Annotated in this window: 15 protein-coding genes; 9 read left to right on the top strand and 6 right to left on the bottom strand. The window is 60.9% G+C overall.

Annotated elements, in window-relative coordinates:
- The first annotated feature begins 67 nt into the window (after nt 1–67).
- Nucleotides 68–766: an urea ABC transporter ATP-binding subunit UrtE gene (urtE, locus tag AB4O16_RS19325; RefSeq protein ID WP_007979642.1), complete on the top strand. Its 699-nt coding sequence runs from the start codon at nt 68–70 to the stop codon at nt 764–766.
- A 339-nt stretch (nt 767–1,105) separates the two neighbouring features.
- Here the strand turns inward: urtE and AB4O16_RS19320 are convergent, their stop codons facing one another.
- Nucleotides 1,106–2,113 (bottom strand): DUF4329 domain-containing protein, encoded by a 1,008-nt coding sequence (locus AB4O16_RS19320; protein ID WP_460155561.1) that lies wholly within the window; start codon nt 2,111–2,113, stop codon nt 1,106–1,108.
- 250 nt (nt 2,114–2,363) lie between these two features.
- Here AB4O16_RS19320 and AB4O16_RS19315 point away from each other — a divergent pair, with 250 nt between their 5' ends.
- The 6 genes from AB4O16_RS19315 to ureC all read left to right on the top strand — a co-directional run bounded on the left by AB4O16_RS19315 (nt 2,364) and on the right by ureC (nt 6,817).
- On the top strand, nt 2,364–3,203 hold the full coding sequence (locus AB4O16_RS19315) for an urease accessory protein UreD (protein WP_460155560.1): 840 nt from the start codon (nt 2,364–2,366) through the stop codon (nt 3,201–3,203).
- 82 nt (nt 3,204–3,285) lie between these two features.
- On the top strand, nt 3,286–3,588 hold the full coding sequence (locus AB4O16_RS19310; RefSeq protein WP_007945249.1) for an urease subunit gamma: 303 nt from the start codon (nt 3,286–3,288) through the stop codon (nt 3,586–3,588).
- A gap of 9 nt (nt 3,589–3,597) precedes the next feature.
- Complete coding sequence (locus AB4O16_RS19305) at nt 3,598–4,131, top strand: GNAT family N-acetyltransferase (RefSeq protein ID WP_160389597.1); 534 nt, start codon at nt 3,598–3,600, stop codon at nt 4,129–4,131.
- 6 nt (nt 4,132–4,137) lie between these two features.
- Nucleotides 4,138–4,671: a GNAT family N-acetyltransferase gene (locus tag AB4O16_RS19300; RefSeq protein WP_160389598.1), complete on the top strand. Its 534-nt coding sequence runs from the start codon at nt 4,138–4,140 to the stop codon at nt 4,669–4,671.
- On the top strand, nt 4,671–4,976 hold the full coding sequence (locus tag AB4O16_RS19295; RefSeq protein ID WP_110658145.1) for an urease subunit beta: 306 nt from the start codon (nt 4,671–4,673) through the stop codon (nt 4,974–4,976). Before AB4O16_RS19300 ends, AB4O16_RS19295 begins: the two co-directional genes overlap by 1 nt.
- A gap of 140 nt (nt 4,977–5,116) precedes the next feature.
- Nucleotides 5,117–6,817, top strand: coding sequence for an urease subunit alpha (gene ureC / locus AB4O16_RS19290; protein WP_460155559.1), 1,701 nt, complete (start codon nt 5,117–5,119; stop codon nt 6,815–6,817).
- A 66-nt stretch (nt 6,818–6,883) separates the two neighbouring features.
- Here the strand turns inward: ureC and AB4O16_RS19285 are convergent, their stop codons facing one another.
- On the bottom strand, nt 6,884–12,154 hold the full coding sequence (locus AB4O16_RS19285; protein WP_460155558.1) for a dermonecrotic toxin domain-containing protein: 5,271 nt from the start codon (nt 12,152–12,154) through the stop codon (nt 6,884–6,886).
- A 249-nt stretch (nt 12,155–12,403) separates the two neighbouring features.
- Between AB4O16_RS19285 and AB4O16_RS19280 the strand changes: the two genes are divergently transcribed.
- Complete coding sequence (locus AB4O16_RS19280) at nt 12,404–13,531, top strand: sensor histidine kinase (protein WP_460155557.1); 1,128 nt, start codon at nt 12,404–12,406, stop codon at nt 13,529–13,531.
- Between the two features lie 72 nt (nt 13,532–13,603).
- Here AB4O16_RS19280 and AB4O16_RS19275 read toward each other — a convergent pair whose 3' ends face one another.
- Nucleotides 13,604–13,909: a chaperone modulator CbpM gene (locus AB4O16_RS19275; protein ID WP_160390480.1), complete on the bottom strand. Its 306-nt coding sequence runs from the start codon at nt 13,907–13,909 to the stop codon at nt 13,604–13,606.
- A 27-nt stretch (nt 13,910–13,936) separates the two neighbouring features.
- Nucleotides 13,937–14,884 (bottom strand): DnaJ C-terminal domain-containing protein, encoded by a 948-nt coding sequence (locus AB4O16_RS19270; protein ID WP_160390481.1) that lies wholly within the window; start codon nt 14,882–14,884, stop codon nt 13,937–13,939.
- Between the two features lie 297 nt (nt 14,885–15,181).
- On the opposite strand from AB4O16_RS19270, the gene AB4O16_RS19265 reads away from it, so the two are divergent.
- On the top strand, nt 15,182–16,456 hold the full coding sequence (locus AB4O16_RS19265) for an Hsp70 family protein (RefSeq protein WP_160390482.1): 1,275 nt from the start codon (nt 15,182–15,184) through the stop codon (nt 16,454–16,456).
- A gap of 112 nt (nt 16,457–16,568) precedes the next feature.
- Here AB4O16_RS19265 and AB4O16_RS19260 read toward each other — a convergent pair whose 3' ends face one another.
- Nucleotides 16,569–17,582 carry an AI-2E family transporter gene (locus tag AB4O16_RS19260; RefSeq protein ID WP_160390483.1) on the bottom strand — a complete coding sequence of 338 codons (1,014 nt, stop codon included), beginning with the start codon at nt 17,580–17,582 and terminating at the stop codon, nt 16,569–16,571.
- 193 nt (nt 17,583–17,775) lie between these two features.
- Complete coding sequence (locus AB4O16_RS19255; protein WP_160390484.1) at nt 17,776–18,087, bottom strand: PsiF family protein; 312 nt, start codon at nt 18,085–18,087, stop codon at nt 17,776–17,778.
- Nucleotides 18,088–18,131 lie beyond the last annotated feature (44 nt).

Raw genomic sequence — 18,131 nt, 5'->3', positions numbered from 1 at the left:
CAATATTGCCTGACCCGCCGCTATCGCCAGCAAGCCGGCTCCTACAGAGGCTGAGAGGAATTCGAACATGCTGCAAGTCGAAAAACTGCACCAGTACTACGGCGGAAGCCACATCCTGCGCGGCCTGACGTTTGACGTGAAGGTCGGCGAAGTCACCTGCCTGCTCGGCCGCAACGGCGTGGGCAAGACCACCCTGCTCAAATGCCTGATGGGCCTGCTGCCTGCGAAGGAAGGCGCGGTGAACTGGGAAGGCAAACCGATCACCACGTTCAAGCCACACCAGCGTGTGCATGCCGGCATCGCCTATGTGCCCCAAGGCCGGGAAATCTTCGGCCGCCTGACCGTGGAAGAGAACCTGCTGATGGGGCTGTCGCGCTTTCCCGGCAGCGAAGCGAAGGAAGTGCCGGCGTTCATCTACGAGCTGTTCCCGGTGTTGCTGCAGATGAAGCAACGCCGCGGCGGTGACCTGTCCGGAGGGCAGCAACAACAACTGGCCATCGGCCGTGCGCTGGCCAGCCGCCCTCGCCTGCTGATCCTCGACGAACCCACCGAAGGCATCCAGCCGTCGGTGATCAAAGAGATCGGCGCCGTGATCAAAAAACTCGCGGCCCGGGGCGACATGGCGATTTTGCTGGTGGAGCAGTTTTACGATTTCGCCGCCGAACTGGCCGATCAATACCTGGTGATGTCCCGGGGCGAAATCGTGCAACAGGGTCGCGGCGAAAACATGGAAGCCGAGGGCGTGCGCGGGTTGGTTACGATCTGAGCGGTTAATCGTCAGCGCTCATTCAGAAACCGGGCCGACTCGTCACGCCCTTCCATAGGGGCGCCACCGAGCGTCTACCGCGCCCGAAACATCCCAGAACGGACTGGTTTGTTCGACCGTCAGTACACCCATTGCCGCCACACGCCTGACAAAAAACCTCGCACTCATGCGCCCGGTAAGCAAGAACCTGTCGATGTTGACGCCCATCTTGCCGTCCGCCTCGAGCATCAGGGACTCGGCGTCCGAAAAGGTACTGTGATACTTCAGCAGCGCGCCGTCCTGAGTCTGGCGGAATACGGAAAAGCCTCGGGAGGCGTCTACCAACCCAGATGTTCTGCCCTAGTGGAGGCTGAACAACAATGACCGGGGCGAGAAAAACTGCTGGTAAATGTCAGCCTGTTCTTCGGGTAGTTGCGTCGCCAGCAACTCGGGTCCCAGGTACACACCTGCCAGCGTCTGATTTTCCGGCAACAGAAAACCGGCTGGCATCGCGGGGAATACCTGCTCGATTGCCAGCAATCCATCAGGTCGGTGGAACGGCAAGGTCGCGACATATTCGTCACGATCGCGATGCTTGAGGATCAGTCCCATGCGCAGATGCGCTGCGATGGTGGGCACGCGACTCAAGGCAGCGTTCAACGCCGACGCCGGATCGTCAAAAACCGACGTATGGAACGGTTGGAGGGTGGGAGGCCCGGGTATGACCGGCTGGTTGGGAGTCCATTGGGTAGTGATCGGACCGCGAAATCCACCCCAGACTGTGCCTGGGTCAAGGACACGCATCTGGCCGATGGTCACGATCCTCTTGATCCGACTTTCGGGCGTGGAGCCCAGTCCGAATTGAGGGTTGCCAGCGGCGTTCTGCGGATTGATGGAATAGGCCACCAGAGAACCATCGTGGCTTGAAATGTAATTGGTTCTAAAAACGTCGACATGCCTGAAAGCTGAACCGAGATCGACCGTCGAAGGGAGCGCTTGAAACAACTTGACCTGGTCTTCGCTGTAGCGCGGATGAGCCCGGGCAGTCTGTTCTGCATATTCCGGATGGCTGTGATAACGGCCCACGCAAAGGTATCCCGCAGGATGAGTGATCGTCCGGGTCTGTCGGTCGTAAGCCAGCAAACGCTCAAGATCAAATGTATTTGTCTCTCCCGTCAAAGGGGTTGTGGCGACATAGTTACCGTCCGGGCGCTGTAACAGGAGCGCACCGTACTCTCTGTCGCTCACGCGTTCATGTTGGTGCAGCCAAAGCGCTGCATCGTCCACACAAATGAAGGGTTGGCTGACGGGGGGCAACACAGGCGCGGTCGAAGTTGCAGGTAGTGCAGGATCATTGGAAGTGGTCATCGAGAGACTCCAAGGCATTCAATCGCCCCTCCGGATGTGGGGCGTACGCTTGCATCCTCGGTTTTTCACGACCACCGATGGCGGTAGATATGTATGCCGCGAAAGGCGCGGAGCACCATTTTGTTGCGCCATATTTCATACCGCGCCCCCTGTTGGTGCGCAAAACCAGGCAATAGCCGCCTCTTACCTGCGAAATCCTTGCGGCACAGCCTTTGCAACCTTCATAACGACCTCATGATAAGCACTGACTATGACTCTTCCCGCTTCTGGCGCCTTGTTTACCCCCAGCTGGCACGCCGAACTGGAGTTGGGTTATGCCCGCTTCGGTGGCTGCACGCGCCCGGTCCAGCGCCGGCACAAAGGTCCGTTGCGGGTGCAAAAACACCTGTATGCCGAAGGGCCGCAAGTCTGCCAACACATCATCGTCCACCCGCCCGGCGGCATTGCCGGCGGTGATCGGCTGGACATCTCGGCCAGCGTCGAGCGCGATGCCTGGGCACAAATCACCAGCCCTGGCGCAGCCAAGTGGTATCGCGCCGCCGGCCCCGCCTATCAGCATTTGAAGTTGCAGGTGGCGGCCGGTGCAACACTGGAATGGCTGCCCCAGGAGACGATCATTTTCAGCGCGGCCCAGGCTGAACTCAGCACGTCCATCGACCTTGAAGGCGATGCACTGCTGTTCTACTGGGACGTCGTGGCCCTGGGCCGTCCGGCCAGCGGCGAGCGCTTCGATCTCGGGCACTTCCAGGCCCGACTGGATATCCGCCGCGACGGTCAGTTGCTCTGGCATGAACGCCAGCGCATTGTCGGGGCGGACGGCTTACTGGACTCGCCCATCGGGCTGGACGGGCAACCGGTGTTTGCCACGTTGCTGGTGACGGGTGAAATCGATAGCGAACTGCTGGAAACCTGCCGCACGCTGTCCAACGATGTGCGCGGGGATCTGACTCAGTTGCCGGGCTTGCTGGTTGCACGGTGCCTGGCGAGTGAAGCGCTGTTGGCGCGCGGTTGGCTGATTGACTTGTGGCGATTGCTCAGGCCCGCGCTGCTTGGCCGCGAAGCAATACCTCCAAGAATATGGAACACCTGACACCGCTCACTGTAGGAGCTGGCTTGTCGGGTCGGTATTAACAGATCCAACACTTTTTAATCTGCCCGGATGGATGTCTACGATGGACCTGACCCCACGCGAAAAAGACAAGCTGCTGATCTTCACCGCCGGCCTGGTGGCCGAGCGGCGTTTGGCTCGCGGCGTGAAACTCAACTACCCGGAGGCCATGGCCTACATCTCCGCGGCGCTGCTTGAGGGCGCCCGCGATGGCCAGACCGTGGCCGACCTGATGCACTTTGGCACCACCCTGCTGACCCGCGAACAAGTGATGGAAGGCATCCCGGAAATGATCCCGGAAATCCAGGTCGAGGCCACCTTTCCCGACGGCACCAAACTGGTCACCGTCCACCAACCCATCGCCTGAGGCAGCGCCATGACTTACCACATCCGCGATGCAGCGCATGCCGACCTGCCGGCCATCCGTGACATCTACAACGACGCGGTGCTCAACACCACGGCGATCTGGAATGAACAGGCGGTCGACCTCGGCAACCGTCAGGCCTGGTTCAGCGCCCGGCAGGCCCAGGCCTATCCGATCCTGGTGATCGTCGACGCCGACAACACCGTACTGGGCTATGCCTCGTTCGGCGACTGGCGGCCGTTCGACGGTTTCCGTCACACCGTCGAACATTCGGTTTATGTGCGCAGCGACCAACGCGGCAACGGTCTCGGCCCGAAACTGATGGACGTGCTGATCGAACGCGCCAGGGGCTGCGGCAAACACGTGATGGTCGCGGCCATCGAAAGCGGTAACGCGGCCTCGATCCGTCTGCATGAACGCGTCGGTTTCATCACCACCGGGCAGATGCCCCAGGTGGGCACCAAGTTTGGCCGCTGGCTGGACCTGACCTTCATGCAACTGACCCTCAACCCAGGCGCCGAGCCGCCAAGCGCCCACAAGGAGTAATGTCCGATGAACGCCGCCCAACTGCGCCGCGTCAACGTTGAAAGCTTTGCGCATTATCGTCAGGGCCTGATCGACCTGCTGCTCGATGCCGTCGGCTACGGCGCCAGCGTCGGCTTCATGGCCGACCTCGATGCGACCCAGGCCCACGCCTATTTCGATGAGGTCCAGGACAACCTCAACAAAGGCAACGTGTTGCTGTGGGTGGTGGTCAAGGACGAGCAGGTGCAGGCCAGCGTGCAACTGGGCCTGTGCCAGAAAGCCAACGGCCTGAACCGCGCCGAAGTGCAGAAGCTGCTGGTGCGCGAACACGCCCGGCGTCGTGGCCTGGGCCAGCAACTGATGAACGCCCTGGAGGCGGCCGCCCTGCAGCACAAGCGCGGCATGCTTTTCCTCGACACCGAGGCCGGCTCGCCCGCCGAAGATTTCTATCAATCGCTGGGCTATACCCGCGCCGGTGAAATCCCCGACTACGCCTGCGACCCGAGCGGCCGCTACAAGCCGACCGCTCTCTACTACAAGATCCTCCAGGGGGCCCACTGATGATTCCCGGTGAATACCAGATCGAGCCCGGCGAAATCGAGCTCAACGTCGGCCGGCGCACGATCAGCCTGAAGGTGGCCAACAGTGGCGACCGGCCGATCCAGGTCGGCTCGCATTACCACTTTTTCGAAACCAACGACGCCCTGGCATTCGACCGCGCCGCCAGTCGCGGCATGCGCCTGAACATCCCGGCCGGCACCGCCGTGCGCTTCGAACCCGGCCAGAGTCGCGAGGTGGAGTTGGTGGACCTGGCGGGGCATCGTCGGGTGTTCGGCTTTGCCGGGCGGATCATGGGTGACCTGTGATTCATGTTGTGCATGCACTGGCCTCATCGCGGGCAAGCCCGCTCCCACAGGGGGAATGCGATCAACTGTGGGAGCGAGCCTGCTCGCGATAGCGAGTAATGCGAGCGATCTCAAAATCAATTGAATTCCAAGGCGAACACATGAAGATTTCCCGTCAAGCCTACGCCGACATGTTCGGTCCCACCGTCGGTGACAAGGTGCGCCTGGCCGATACCGAGTTGTGGATCGAAGTGGAACAGGACTTCACCACCTACGGCGAAGAAGTGAAGTTCGGTGGCGGTAAAGTCATCCGTGACGGCCAGGGTCAGAGCCAGTTGCTCGCCGCCGAGGTGGTCGACACGCTGATCACCAACGCCCTGATCATCGACCACTGGGGCATCGTCAAGGCCGACGTCGGTCTCAAGGACGGGCGCATCGCCGCCATCGGCAAGGCCGGCAACCCGGACATCCAGCCGAACGTCACCATCGCCATCGGCGCCAGCACCGAAGTCATCGCCGGCGAAGGCATGATTCTCACCGCCGGTGGCATCGACACTCACATCCACTTCATCTGCCCGCAGCAGATCGAAGAGGCGTTGATGAGCGGCGTCACCACCATGATCGGCGGCGGCACCGGACCGGCCACCGGCACCAATGCCACGACCTGCACCTCCGGGCCGTGGCACCTGGCGCGCATGCTCCAGGCCGCCGATGCGTTCCCGATGAACATCGGCCTGACCGGCAAGGGTAACGCCAGCCTGCCAGAGCCGTTGATCGAACAGGTCAAGGCCGGCGCCATCGGCCTCAAGCTCCACGAAGACTGGGGCACCACCCCGGCAAGCATCGACAACTGCCTGAACGTGGCCGACCGCTTCGACGTGCAGGTGGCGATCCACACCGACACCCTCAACGAATCCGGTTTCGTCGAAACCACCCTCGCCGCCTTCAAGGGCCGCACCATTCACACCTATCACACCGAAGGGGCCGGTGGCGGGCACGCGCCGGACATCATCAAGGCCTGCGGGTTTGCCAACGTACTGCCGAGTTCGACCAACCCGACCCGGCCGTTCACCCGCAACACCATCGACGAACACCTCGACATGCTGATGGTCTGCCACCACCTCGACCCGAGCATTGCCGAAGACGTGGCCTTCGCCGAAAGCCGTATCCGTCGCGAGACGATTGCCGCCGAAGACATCCTCCACGACCTCGGCGCGTTCTCGATGATCAGCTCCGACAGCCAGGCCATGGGGCGGGTCGGCGAGGTCATCACCCGCACCTGGCAGACCGCCGACAAGATGAAAAAACAACGTGGGCCGCTGCCGCTTGATGGTCAAGGCAACGACAACTTCCGCGCCAAGCGCTACATCGCCAAGTACACCATCAACCCGGCAATCACCCACGGCATCAGCCATGAAGTGGGTTCGGTCGAAGTGGGCAAGTGGGCCGATCTGGTGCTTTGGCGCCCGGCGTTTTTCGGCGTGAAACCGACGTTGATTCTCAAGGGCGGAGCCATTGCGGCCAGCCTGATGGGCGATGCCAACGCCTCGATTCCGACACCACAACCGGTGCACTACCGTCCAATGTTCGCCAGCTTCGGCGGCTCGCTGCACGCCACCAGCATGACCTTCATCAGTCAGGCGGCGCAGGATGCAGGCTTGCCCGAGGCACTGGGTTTGAAGAAGAAAATCGCCGTGGCCAAAGGTTGCCGCGACGTGCAGAAAACCGACCTGATCCACAACGACTATCTGCCGAAAATCGACGTCGACCCGCAGACCTATCAGGTCAAGGCCGACGGCGTGTTGCTGTGGTGCGAGCCGGCAGAAACCTTGCCGATGGCCCAGCGTTACTTCCTGTTCTGAAGCCGTTGTTGCGCCATACACAAAGGCCTCGCACACAGTGTGTCGAGGCCTTTGCCTTGTTGGGGGTTATTGAGGGGATGAAATCCGCAGCCGGTCGAGTTTGGCGCGAATCATCGCTTCTCGGGTCAGTGTTTTCAGTTGCTCCGTGATTCGCCGATCGATGTCATTCAAGGCTTGAAAATACGCCTCGTCCGTCATGACCTGGCCATCCGCGAAATCACTTTCACTTTTGCCCAGTTCGCGGCAAAGCGCTGTTATTTCTACCTCCACCTGCGCTTTTTCCCTGGCCGTGAGCCGTGCTCCTTCGGCCCTGCGCTGCAACGCATCCTGCAAATCGGTGGTGGCATCGATTTCGCGTTTCAAGCCATCCAATTGCTCGCGGTAAGTCGACTCCAGCCAGGTTTTCCACAGCGGTTGCTCGAAGATCCGCTCGATCAGCAGATCACCCTCTTCCAACGCCTTGATCCGCTGGAACGCTGCCTCGATCATTTCTGTGCTGACGTCGGCGATGGCGCGAAACTGCATGCCCCTGGCCTGCCAAGGCAAATCCAGGCGCTCTGCCAGATCGGTCATGTAGGCGAGGTGCACTTCCACTTCATCGATAGTGCCGGTCACGTCGCCATCGGCGCCGGTCCGACGCAACTGCTCTCCCTTCGTCAATCGCTCGGACACCCGGTGACGGGCGATGGCGCCGAGTTCATCGAGCCGGGACTTGCCCAGGGCCAATTCCAGCAACTGAGTTTCGATCAAGTCCTCGCGCATCAGTGCGTAGGCTTCGTGAACCATCACCTGCACGCCCATGGCATTGAACAGTTGCGTCCCGCCGTCTACGCATTCGGTGGGGGTTGCGGCTTCATTGAACAGCTTGATGCGCAGCTCAGTGTCGCTGGCCATGGCCTCAAGCATGCGCCAGACCTTGGCCGTCAGTTCCGTCTGATAGGTGCCGCCGGCCTTGAAGTCGGCGGATTGGGTGAGTTTGCGGACTTCGTTGAAAAACGGCACCGAATCGAATTCATCCTCGACGGCGTTCCAGGCTTGCTGACTTTCCTGCCATTGCGGCTCGGTCATGCCTGCCGCCCATTCCGAACTGTCGAGCACGCCGCGGGGCGGATAAGGACGCTCCGGGTCCATGCCGACCGACTCGATGTAAGACTTCAGGATGTCGAGATTTTCCGCTGAGATCCAGTTCGGCTCACGGCTGATCACCGTGCGCGCCAGCAACTCGGCGCGAAACGATCCTGGTGCCACTTCCGGTATCCGGCTGATGGGATTGCGGCTCAGATCAATGAAAATACTGCGTGGCCGCGATTGGGAAAACAGCCCGACAGGCCAGGTTTCCAGGCCGGCATCACCCAACATCAGCACCTGCAAATGCGGCATCCGGCTGACATCCGGCATGAGCTTCAGCGGATTGCCGCGCAGCGCCAACATCCTCAGGCGTGTCAGATTTTTCAGGCGATCCACCGCCAGTACATCCAGTTCAATGTGGTTGTCGCTGAGGGACAGGTCGGTGAGATGACGCATGCCCCTCAGCGCCTGCGGAGCGGCCGTCAGCAGATTGTCTTGCAGGTTGAGATAACGCACCTGGCGGAACGAATCGAGAAAAGGCATGTGCTCGACACCGAGGCCGCAGTTGCGCATGGTCAGGCTGGTAACGTGACTGAAGTCAGCGTCCAGATTGGGCAATGACTCCAGATGACGGCCCAAGTGAGCAATGTCGTCCAGCACCAGGGCTTGCGGGCGCATAATCCCCGCCACCTGCACCCCTTCCGGTCCCGTTCGCTGCAAGCACTGCCTGAGCGCCGCGTAAAACCTGTTTCGCGAAGCCCATTGCGCGACACCCGCCGGGGAGAACCGAAAGGAATCCGTCGATGAGTTCATCCAGCGTTGCATGGCACGGTTGAATTGATTGAACGCGTTCTCCCAAGCGGTCAGGTTGGCCTCCACCGACCCACCGTTATGACTGAATTGCGTCAACCGCGCTTCTATCTCTTCAGCGGTAAAACCCGGATGCAACGCACGCAGCCGATGTCGATAACCCTGTCCTCGCGGCACCTGTCGTGCGTATCCGGGCATGCCGCCACGCAAGCGCATGACCTTGGGGTCGAAGGCCGGCTTGACGCTGGGGTTGTCCCGCAGGACGGGCTCGAACAGCGAACGCTCCAGTGGCCAGGACCTGATCGCTTGCTCAAGCCTTGAGCCCTCGTGGATCTCGAAGCCCAGGGCCTTGCGCGGCGAGTCGGGCAAGGCGTGCAGGACCGACGCATAAAAATCGTCGGCGCCGTGCAGTTGTTGATCATCCGCGTCCCGCGCCTCGTAGCGTCCGTCTTCAGTCAGCACCAGGACCTTGCGCACCGATGCATCCTCGGCGCCGATACTGTCCTTCAAGACGCCGTTGAAACCGTACTCGCGAACTTCCAGGCGCAGGTCCGACGGCCAACCCGGCAGGGTTTGCAGTGAGTGCAATTGCAGGTGCAGGGTATCGCTGCTGTGCAGCGCATCGAGGTAAAGGCCCTCATAGGCCCGCGTCACACGCAGTTGCTCTGCGGCTTGTCGAGCTTGTTGGGCGAGCCTCAGGGGCACGCGCTTTTTCTCCGCCAGATACTTCACATCCGACGGGTCTGCGCGCTGTAGAAGTTCTTGCGCCTGGCTGGTCGAGAGTTCGGCCCAGTCGTTCTTGAGCAGGCTCACCGACGAGTCTGCCGAGCGCGTACGGCGCAAGTAAAGCAAATCGAACAGGCGTTTTTTCTGGCCTCGTGCGTGGTCGGCGAAACGATCGCGCAGGGCCTCGATCCGCGCGTCCCGGTCACCGGAATACCATTCCCCGAGCATTTCACGCAGCGCCTGTTCATCAAGAAACTCGACCACATGCTCGGGCAGCTTGCCGCCAAGCAGTTCCTCCCAGCTCAACTGCAACGCATTCACTGGTGTCGCATCGGCAAAGCCTTCCTTGATCCTTGCACCTTGCAGCCCTGGCTTCTCGAAGACCTCTATGGCTTTGTCGCCTGGCCACCCCGGCAACTCCGTCATGAAACGCACGGCGCAATCGGCCCACTCCTCGCCCACCCGGTTGGCCAGGATTTCGTCCACACAGCCCGCCGCATCGACATCGGCCCTGTAGCGCGTGAGTGTGTCGCGAAGCAGCGCGGGCGGGGTTTCATGCTCGACATGCAGCCTGCGCAGGGCATTTTCGTGCACGCCACTGGCGGTCAGGATCTGCTCCAGAGCCTCATCGGAGATCCCGTCCACCGAAGCACCCAGGCGCCTGAGCAACTGGCGCTTGTCCCATTCGAGCGGCTGATCGAGTTCGCTCTTCCAGGTACCGGCGCCATTGTGTTCCAGCAGCGGCTGATAAGCGTCGGCGCGGGTCGGGTGTTGCAAGCGATGCCCGCCGGTGGCCGGGTCTTGCTTGACCCCATAGCACTTGCCATCGAGGCGCAGCAGGTCCTGATCCTGATGTCGATACAGCCCCTGATCGCCGGCCTTCGCCTTTTCGGGCAAGACGATCGGTTGCTCATATGGGCTGAGGTCCGGGTTCCATAATCGCGTCTTCCCGCCAACCTCTACGGGCTTGAGACCCTCGACAAATGACGAAACCCTGACTGGCGCGACATTGGCGCCAGGCAACACATGGCCGGCCCCCATCAGCGCCAATTGCGCGAAGTTGATCAACACGCCGTTGAAGTAGGCAGAGGCTTCTTCTTTGTCACCCTTGCTCCAGTCCTCGATCCCTTCGGCGACCTCGGCGAGCATCTGCGCGACCATGATGCCGAGCATGGCTTCGCCCAGCCCGGGCACCAGCATGGCGGCGAAATTGAACACGTTCCAGCCGATTGAAAGGTAACTGGTCAGGCGCTTGAAGCGGGCGTTGGCATCCTCGTCGTCGGTTGGTACGGCAATCAGCCGGGCATCGGCGATGGCCTTGTCGCGCCGCTCCAGAAACAGCGTGACCCACAGATCATCCGCGATCTGGTTAGTGACCGGTTCCGCATCGGGATTTTCGACCGCCGTTTCACGCCACCACGGGCCCATGTCCAGCGGTTCGCGCTCATGCCAGGTGACGGTCGTGAGACGCTCTTTGACCCGGGTGAAAAACAGCCCTTGGTCCTTTTGCGCCACAAAGCGACTGAAAAAGGACTGGTAATCGGTACGTCTCAACTGACCGAGGAGCGCCTTCATGAACGCGGTGAGCGAGGGGTACTCCTTCAAGGGATGGTCCGGATCATCCGGGACATAAGCGATCAATGGACCGGTTAAACGGCTCTGTTGATATATATCCTCGCGGCGCAACAGCTCATCGCTCAAACCCTGCGGTCCATTGGCAAAGAAGGACTGCAGCAGTTTGAATTTGTCGTACTCCTGGCCTGGCAGAACAGGAATGCGCCGCGACCAGTCTATCCAGAAGCTCAACAGGGTCGGCGTCAACGCTTTAACTTCGCGCTCTATTTGCGATGGATCGCTGACCGCACTGAACAACACGATGCCGGTCAATCGAAAGCCCATCAGCGACAACCGATGACACTGCAACGGTCGCTCGTACAGCGTGATGTTTGCGTGCCCTTCACGCATCTGCCCCAGTTTGCCGTAGGCATGATCACTGATCTCTCCCTTCAACCGGGCAATCAGTGCGGCCACATGAAAGGCGGCCTTTTCACTGGCCACCGATTGCCGTTGCAAGTTTCGCTGTGCCTGCGGGGCATCGGGCAACAGGACGGACTTGATGTGCCGTTGATATTGCCCGCCGATGTCGAGGCTTCGGCACAGGGTCGCAAACGCCGGCAGGGTGATGGCCGGCTCAAGGTTGAGACTGCCCTGGCTGTCCTTGCGGTAAATACCGGAACTGTTTCGAAACGCACCTTCGGCGGTTTCAGCTTCCTCAAAGTTATGCAGCGCCGCCTCCAGCAATGTGGACTGCCGGACGCGGCTGGCGCCGGTGTCGATGACAAAGCCGATCGTGCTGGGTACTTCGAGCTGTACAGTCAGTTCGCTGACTCGTTCGACCGATGGGTAATTCGCCTGTAATTTCTCACTGACCAGCGGTTCGGCGAAGGCCTGGATGTCGTCCTGCAAGTTACCCAGGGTCTTGTCCAGTACGCCTTGTGCACGCCAGCGCTCGTCGATCAATTGCTTCAGGAACTGGCGGTCGATGGCCCGTGCGCCGCTGTACCAATCGGGAGTCGCGGGCTTGCGGGTTTCGAGGGATTTCAGCCTGGCAAGCGGGGCATTTCTCAGGGCGTCCGGTATCGCGTCGATCACACGGCGATAATGCACGCCGTTGTGTTCGACGCCCGCGGTTTCAATCGTTTGCTGTGAATGGCTTCCATGCAATTGAGACACTGTTTCATCACCTTGATGACTGGATGGGAACCCACAGGTTCAACAACTTCCCCCTCAAACAAAAGGGCAAAAAACGGTTGGACCGGCCCTCGAAAAGGGCTCCCTCCGTTCGAAAATCAAAGAGTGTTCAACACATAAGTACCGCCATAGAGACGTTGGCTTATGCCACGGCATGAGTGGTCGTGTTTTTTCCGGCAAAGGGGCTACTATTCGATTCGCTGCCCTCCGATTCATGCCCAGGTAACCGCCATGCGTCTTTCCGAATTCATCGTGTTGCACGTTGATCGCATCGTCGATGAGTGGGAGCAGTTTGCCAAAACCATCACCCCGGCCGCCGAGGCCATGGACAGTGTCGCCTTGCGCGATCATGCCCGGTCGATCCTGCTGGCCGCGGCCCGGGACATGTGCAAGCCCCAGACACCCTCCGAACAAGCGGCCAAGGCACGCGGCGACGGACCGGAGAAAACCCCGAGCCTCAACGAGGCCGGGGCCAGCCATGGCGAATTGCGCCATACCGTGGGTTTTGACCTGGTGCAGATGACCAGTGAGTTCCGTCATTTGCGCGCCTGCGTCATCCGCCTGTGGGTCAACAGCCTGCAATCGCCTGACCTCGCCTACTTCCAGGACATGATCCGCTTCAACGAAGCCATCGACGAGGCCCTCGCCGAGTCCACCGCCACTTACGCTGAAGGGGTCAACCGCTCGCGGGACATTTTCCTGGCGATCCTCGGTCATGACCTGCGTGCGCCGTTGCAAGCGGTGAGCATGTCCACCGAACTGCTGCTGCGCAAAGCCGCCCTCGATGGCGATGCACTTAAGTGCGCGATCAATATCCAGCGCAGTACCGGGCACCTGGCAGTGATGGTCGGGGATTTGCTGGAACTGGTGCGCAGTCGCCTGGGCAAGCGCCTGCCGGTCGAACCTGCGCCCATGGACATGGCCGACGCGGCACGGGAAGCGATTGCCCGGGCCTGCGCCGGTCAACCGGAGTGCGATCCGACGCTGGATGTACAGGGTGACACCCGCGGCACCTGGGACCCGCGCCGGCTCGATCAGATGCTGCAAAACCTGATCGGCAATGCCTTGCAGCATGGCTCAAGCAAACGTGAAGTGAAGCTGTGCCTCAAGGGCGAGACCGACAGCGTTCGACTGACCGTGCACAACGACGGCATCCCGATCCCCACCGATGCGATCCCGACCATTTTCGACCCGCTGGTGCGCAGTGCCAGCGAAGAACTCGGTGAGCCCACTACCAGTCTTGGATTGGGGCTGTTTATCGTCAAGGAAGTGGTGGATGCCCATCAGGGGACGATTGAAGTCAGTTCCAGCGAGAGGGATGGCACGACGTTTACCGTGGTGCTACCCAGGAAGGTGTGACATCTGTAGGCGCCGGCTTGCCGGCGATGGTGCCCGCAAGACCGCCATCGCCGGCAAGCCGGCTCCTACAATTCATTCAACCACCAGCCGCCCCAACCGCTGCTTGAGCATGCGGTTCTCCGCCCGCAGTTGCTGGACTTCTTCGAGCAGGTCCAGCGCCAGGGCGACGCCCTCCCATTCCAGGTCAAGGTCGCGCCGCAGCTTGGCGGCGCGCTTGGCCAGGGTCAGCTCGTAGTCGTTGAAAACCCAGTCCCCGGGCTGAGCGCCCTGAGGTTCGAGGATGCCGTGTTCGACGATTTCGATCACGTAGACGTCCGACAGCTCGGCCGCCTCACAGAATTCTGCCATGTCCAGTTGAACGATCAGGGGACTGCTCATAGTCAGTGACTCCTTGGTTCTAAGGGATCAAAAATGCTCACGCGGATCGAACGCGGCTTTTTTCGCCAGTTCCTGCCACAGGGCCTTGATGTCATCGTCCGACTTCTTCGGCATCACGGCCTTCAGTTGCACGAACAGGTAGCCGCGCTCACCGGCCTTGTTCATCAGCCCATGGCCCTTGGCGCGCATGCGCTGGCCGTTCTGGCTGCCGGCCGGCACCTTGAGGTTGATCTTGCCGGTCAGGGTCGGCACGGCGACCTCGGCGCCCAGCGCCAACTCCCACGGTGCCAATGGCAAGGTGATGATCAGGTTCTCGCCTTCGACGTCGAATTTCGGGTGCGGTGCGAAACGGATCGTCAGGTACAGGTCGCCATTGGCCCCGCCACCCACACCCGGAGCGCCCTGGCCCTTGAGGCGAATGCGCTCGCCGTCGGTCACGCCGGCGGGAATCTTCACGTTCAGGCTTTTGCTGGTGTTGCTCACATGCTGCCCGGCCGCGTTGTACTGCGGCACCTGGAAGGTGACCTTCTTCGATTCGGTCGACAGTGTTTCTTCGAGAAAAACCCCGAGCTCCATTTCCACGTCCTGCCCTCGACGCCCGGTGCTGCGACGCGACTGTTCTCCACCACCAAAGCCTGGCCCACGGTTGCCGAATATCGAACTGAAAAAGTCCGAGAAATCGCCCGTGTCCTGGCCGCCACCACCGAAACCGCCACGGCTCTGCCAGCCCGGCGGCCCCTGGAACGGCTGGCCATGCTGGCCATATCGGCGCAAATCATCGTACTCGGCGCGCTTGTCGGCGCTTTTCAGCGCTTCATAGGCTTCCGAGGCGTCCTTGAACCTGGACTCGGCGTCCTTTTCCTTGCTGACATCGGGGTGGTATTTGCGCGCCAGCTTGCGATAAGCGGCCTTGATCGCCTTGTCGTCTGCGGTCGGTTCCACACCGAGAATCTTGTAATAGTCTTTGAAGTCCATCGCGGGAATCACCATCCGTTATCAAGTCGCGCCACAGGCCACAGCATGCGCTTGTTTGCAGCCATTGGTCTTGCCGATCTCAAGTTTGTGACCGGGCGGCGCAGCAGAAGTTTATCGGCAGCAGGCGGGGCTTCTTGCGAGCACTCCCGCGGCTGTCCGGTTGATGCAGGGTAGTTTGGGGAGGATGTGCCATCTTTCAAGGCATTGCCTGCGAAGAATTAGCAGATAACCGGCCTTCGAATCTGGCGCGCACTGACATACACTGCGCGGCCGTTTTTTAACCGGAACCTGAAAGACATGAACAACGCATCTCCAGCCCGTGCCGTGGGTATCGACTTTGGCACGTCCAACTCCACTGTCGGCTGGCTGCGCCCCGGCGTGGAAACGCTGATCGCGCTGGAGGACGACAAGATCACCCTGCCGTCGGTGGTCTTCTTCAATATCGAAGAGCGCCGCCCGGTGTACGGCCGGCTGGCGCTGCACGAGTACCTGGAAGGCTACGAAGGTCGCCTGATGCGCTCGCTCAAGAGCCTGCTGGGTTCCAAGCTGATCAAGCACGACACCAGCGTCCTGGGCACGGCGATGCCGTTCAAGGACCTGCTCGGGCTGTTCATCGGCCAGCTCAAGAACCGCGCCGAAGCCGCCGCCGGTCGGGAATTCGAAGAAGTGGTGCTGGGCCGCCCGGTGTTCTTTGTCGATGACGATCCGATGGCCGACAAGGAAGCCGAAGACACCCTGGTCGACGTGGCGCGCAAGATCGGCTTCAAGGAAGTCTCCTTCCAGTTCGAACCGATCGCCGCGGCATTCGACTACGAGTCGACCATCGAGAAAGAAGAGCTGGTACTGATCGTCGACATCGGCGGTGGTACGTCCGACTTCTCCCTGGTGCGCCTGTCGCCAGAGCGTCGTGGCCTGGATAACCGCCAGGACGACATCCTCGCCACCGGCGGCGTGCACATCGGCGGGACCGACTTCGACAAACAGTTGAGCTTGCAAGGCCTGATGCCCCTGTTCGGCTACGGCAGCCGGATGAAGAGCGGCGCCTACATGCCCACCAGCCACCACATGAACCTGGCCACCTGGCACACGATCAACTCGGTGTACTCGCAGAAATCCCAGCTGGCCCTGGGCAGCATGCGCTACGACATCGAAGACACCGGCGGCATCGATCGCCTGTTCAAGCTGATCGAGCAACGCGCCGGGCACTGGCTGGCGATGGAAGTGGAAGAAACCAAGATCCAGCTGACCCACGCCGACAACCGCCACGTGCCGCTGGACCGCATTGAAGCAGGCCTGAGCGTGGACTTGAGCCGTGCGCTGTTCGAGTCGGCCATCGACAACCTGCTCGAGCGGGTGCGCAACAGCGTCACCCAATTGCTGACAGATGCCGATGTACGGGTCGATCAGGTCGATACGGTGTTCTTTACCGGTGGTTCGAGCGGGATTCCGGCGCTGCGCAACAGCGTCTCGGCGATGCTGCCGAATGCGCGGCATGTGGAAGGGAACATCTTTGGCAGTATCGGCAGCGGTCTGGCGATCGAGGCCGCCAAGCGCTACGGCTCGATGGACTGATCCAGAACCGAGGTGCCTTCATCGCGGGCAAGCCACGCTCCCACAGGTCATGCGCTGTCCCTGTGGGAGCGAGCTTGCTCGCGATGGGGGCCTGCCAGGCAACAGATGCCTATCAAACCATCCCCACCTGCTTCAACTCACTCTTCAGGTACGCGTAGTAAATCGGCCCCGCCACCACCCCCGGCAGGCCGAACGCTGCCTCGAACACCAGCATCGCCAGCAGCAACTCCCACGACTTGGCACTGATCTGCCCGCCAACGATGCGCGCGTTGAGGAAGTATTCGAGCTTGTGGATGAAAATCAGGTAACCCAGCGCCGCCATGGCCACCCAGATCGACAGCGACATACCGACGATGGTGATCAGGGTATTGGACATCAGGTTGCCGATTACCGGCAGCAGGCCGAGCAGGAATGTCAGCACGATCAGGGTTTTGGTCAGCGGCAGCTTGATGCCGAACATCGGCAGGATCACCGCCAGGAAAATCCCGGTGAAAAACGTGTTGAGCAGGGAGATCTTGATCTGCGCGAACACGATGTTGCGAAACGCCTGGACCAGCAGGTGCAAGCGATCGAACAATGCGGCGGCCAGCGGTTTGCGTTTGGTCAGGTCGGGCACACGCTGCAAGGCAATGATCGCGCCCAGCACCATGCCGATCAGCAACGTCACGAACATGTGCGCTGCGTCCTTGCCCACCAGTTGCAAATCGCTGAGGTGCTTGCTGACCCATTCGCCGATCGCCACGCGAAACTCGGCTGCACTCGCCGGCAGATAGGCGTCGATGAACGGTGGCAACTGCCCGCGTGCGCGGTCGACCACGCCCATGAACTTGTCGAGGGAAGCGCCGGGGTTTTCCGCTTCGTGCAGCAGGAAGCTGATGGCGCCGGCAAAGATCAGCGACAGCACGCTGACAATCAGGGTCCCCAGCAAGGCCACTGCCAGCCAGCGCGCACGTCGCCCCTCGATCAGTCGCTGCAGTTGCGGAGTGAGCATGTTGACCAGTTCGAACACCAGCAACCCGGCGAGCAGGCTGGGCAGCAACCGCAGCGGCAGGACCAGCAGCAGCCCGCCAAAAATGATGACCCAGCTGATGACCAGCAAGACTTGACGCTGAGAAAACGTTGGCATACAGCCTCAACAACGAACGGCATAAAAAGGATTGGCAGTCTGCCAGCGATCCGGTGCGAGCACTAGGGATTGTGTGGGGCGACCTGTGGGAGCTGGCTCGTCGGGTCGCCGCATCGCAGCGATGGGTTCACCACGGTGTCCTGATACTCCGCGTCATCTTCATCGCCGGCAAGCCGACTCCTACAAGTGCGAATTATTTTTTCTTCAGGCAATCGCTCATGAACGCCTTGCGCTCGTCCCCCTTGAGGGCCTTGGTAGCGGCGTCGGCGTTGCAGGTCTTCATCTTCTCTTGCTGTGGGGTCAAGACCTTGCCGGCATCGTTTGCCGCCGGAGTGGCTTTCAGGCAGGTGCTCATGAAGGCTTTGCGCTCGTCGCCCTTGAGGCTTTTGGCCGTGGCGTCGGCGTTGCAGGTGGTCATCTTCTCTTGCTGGGCCGTGTTGGCGGCAAAGCCCTGGGAACAGAGCAGCAAACCGATCATCAACAAAGGGACGCGCATTAACTTCATGGAGTTTTCTCCTGGTCGCCACACCGAGGGGTACGGCCTTGCAC

The sequence above is a fragment of the Pseudomonas sp. S2_H10 genome (genome assembly GCF_054668285.1).
The sequence above is the reverse complement of the archived record's forward strand: the minus strand, read 5'-3'. Positions and strand labels throughout refer to the sequence as shown.

What these genes read in the sequence shown, in the direction of transcription:
- urtE (WP_007979642.1), top strand. Translation starts at nt 68, where the DNA reads ATGCTGCAAGTCGAAAAACTGCACCAGTACTACGGCGGAAGCCACATC.
- AB4O16_RS19320 (WP_460155561.1), bottom strand. Translation starts at nt 2,113, where the DNA reads ATGACCACTTCCAATGATCCTGCACTACCTGCAACTTCGACCGCGCCT.
- AB4O16_RS19315 (WP_460155560.1), top strand. Translation starts at nt 2,364, where the DNA reads ATGACTCTTCCCGCTTCTGGCGCCTTGTTTACCCCCAGCTGGCACGCC.
- AB4O16_RS19310 (WP_007945249.1), top strand. Translation starts at nt 3,286, where the DNA reads ATGGACCTGACCCCACGCGAAAAAGACAAGCTGCTGATCTTCACCGCC.
- AB4O16_RS19305 (WP_160389597.1), top strand. Translation starts at nt 3,598, where the DNA reads ATGACTTACCACATCCGCGATGCAGCGCATGCCGACCTGCCGGCCATC.
- AB4O16_RS19300 (WP_160389598.1), top strand. Translation starts at nt 4,138, where the DNA reads ATGAACGCCGCCCAACTGCGCCGCGTCAACGTTGAAAGCTTTGCGCAT.
- AB4O16_RS19295 (WP_110658145.1), top strand. Translation starts at nt 4,671, where the DNA reads ATGATTCCCGGTGAATACCAGATCGAGCCCGGCGAAATCGAGCTCAAC.
- ureC (WP_460155559.1), top strand. Translation starts at nt 5,117, where the DNA reads ATGAAGATTTCCCGTCAAGCCTACGCCGACATGTTCGGTCCCACCGTC.
- AB4O16_RS19280 (WP_460155557.1), top strand. Translation starts at nt 12,404, where the DNA reads ATGCGTCTTTCCGAATTCATCGTGTTGCACGTTGATCGCATCGTCGAT.
- AB4O16_RS19275 (WP_160390480.1), bottom strand. Translation starts at nt 13,909, where the DNA reads ATGAGCAGTCCCCTGATCGTTCAACTGGACATGGCAGAATTCTGTGAG.
- AB4O16_RS19270 (WP_160390481.1), bottom strand. Translation starts at nt 14,884, where the DNA reads ATGGACTTCAAAGACTATTACAAGATTCTCGGTGTGGAACCGACCGCA.
- AB4O16_RS19265 (WP_160390482.1), top strand. Translation starts at nt 15,182, where the DNA reads ATGAACAACGCATCTCCAGCCCGTGCCGTGGGTATCGACTTTGGCACG.
- AB4O16_RS19260 (WP_160390483.1), bottom strand. Translation starts at nt 17,582, where the DNA reads ATGCCAACGTTTTCTCAGCGTCAAGTCTTGCTGGTCATCAGCTGGGTC.
- AB4O16_RS19255 (WP_160390484.1), bottom strand. Translation starts at nt 18,087, where the DNA reads ATGAAGTTAATGCGCGTCCCTTTGTTGATGATCGGTTTGCTGCTCTGT.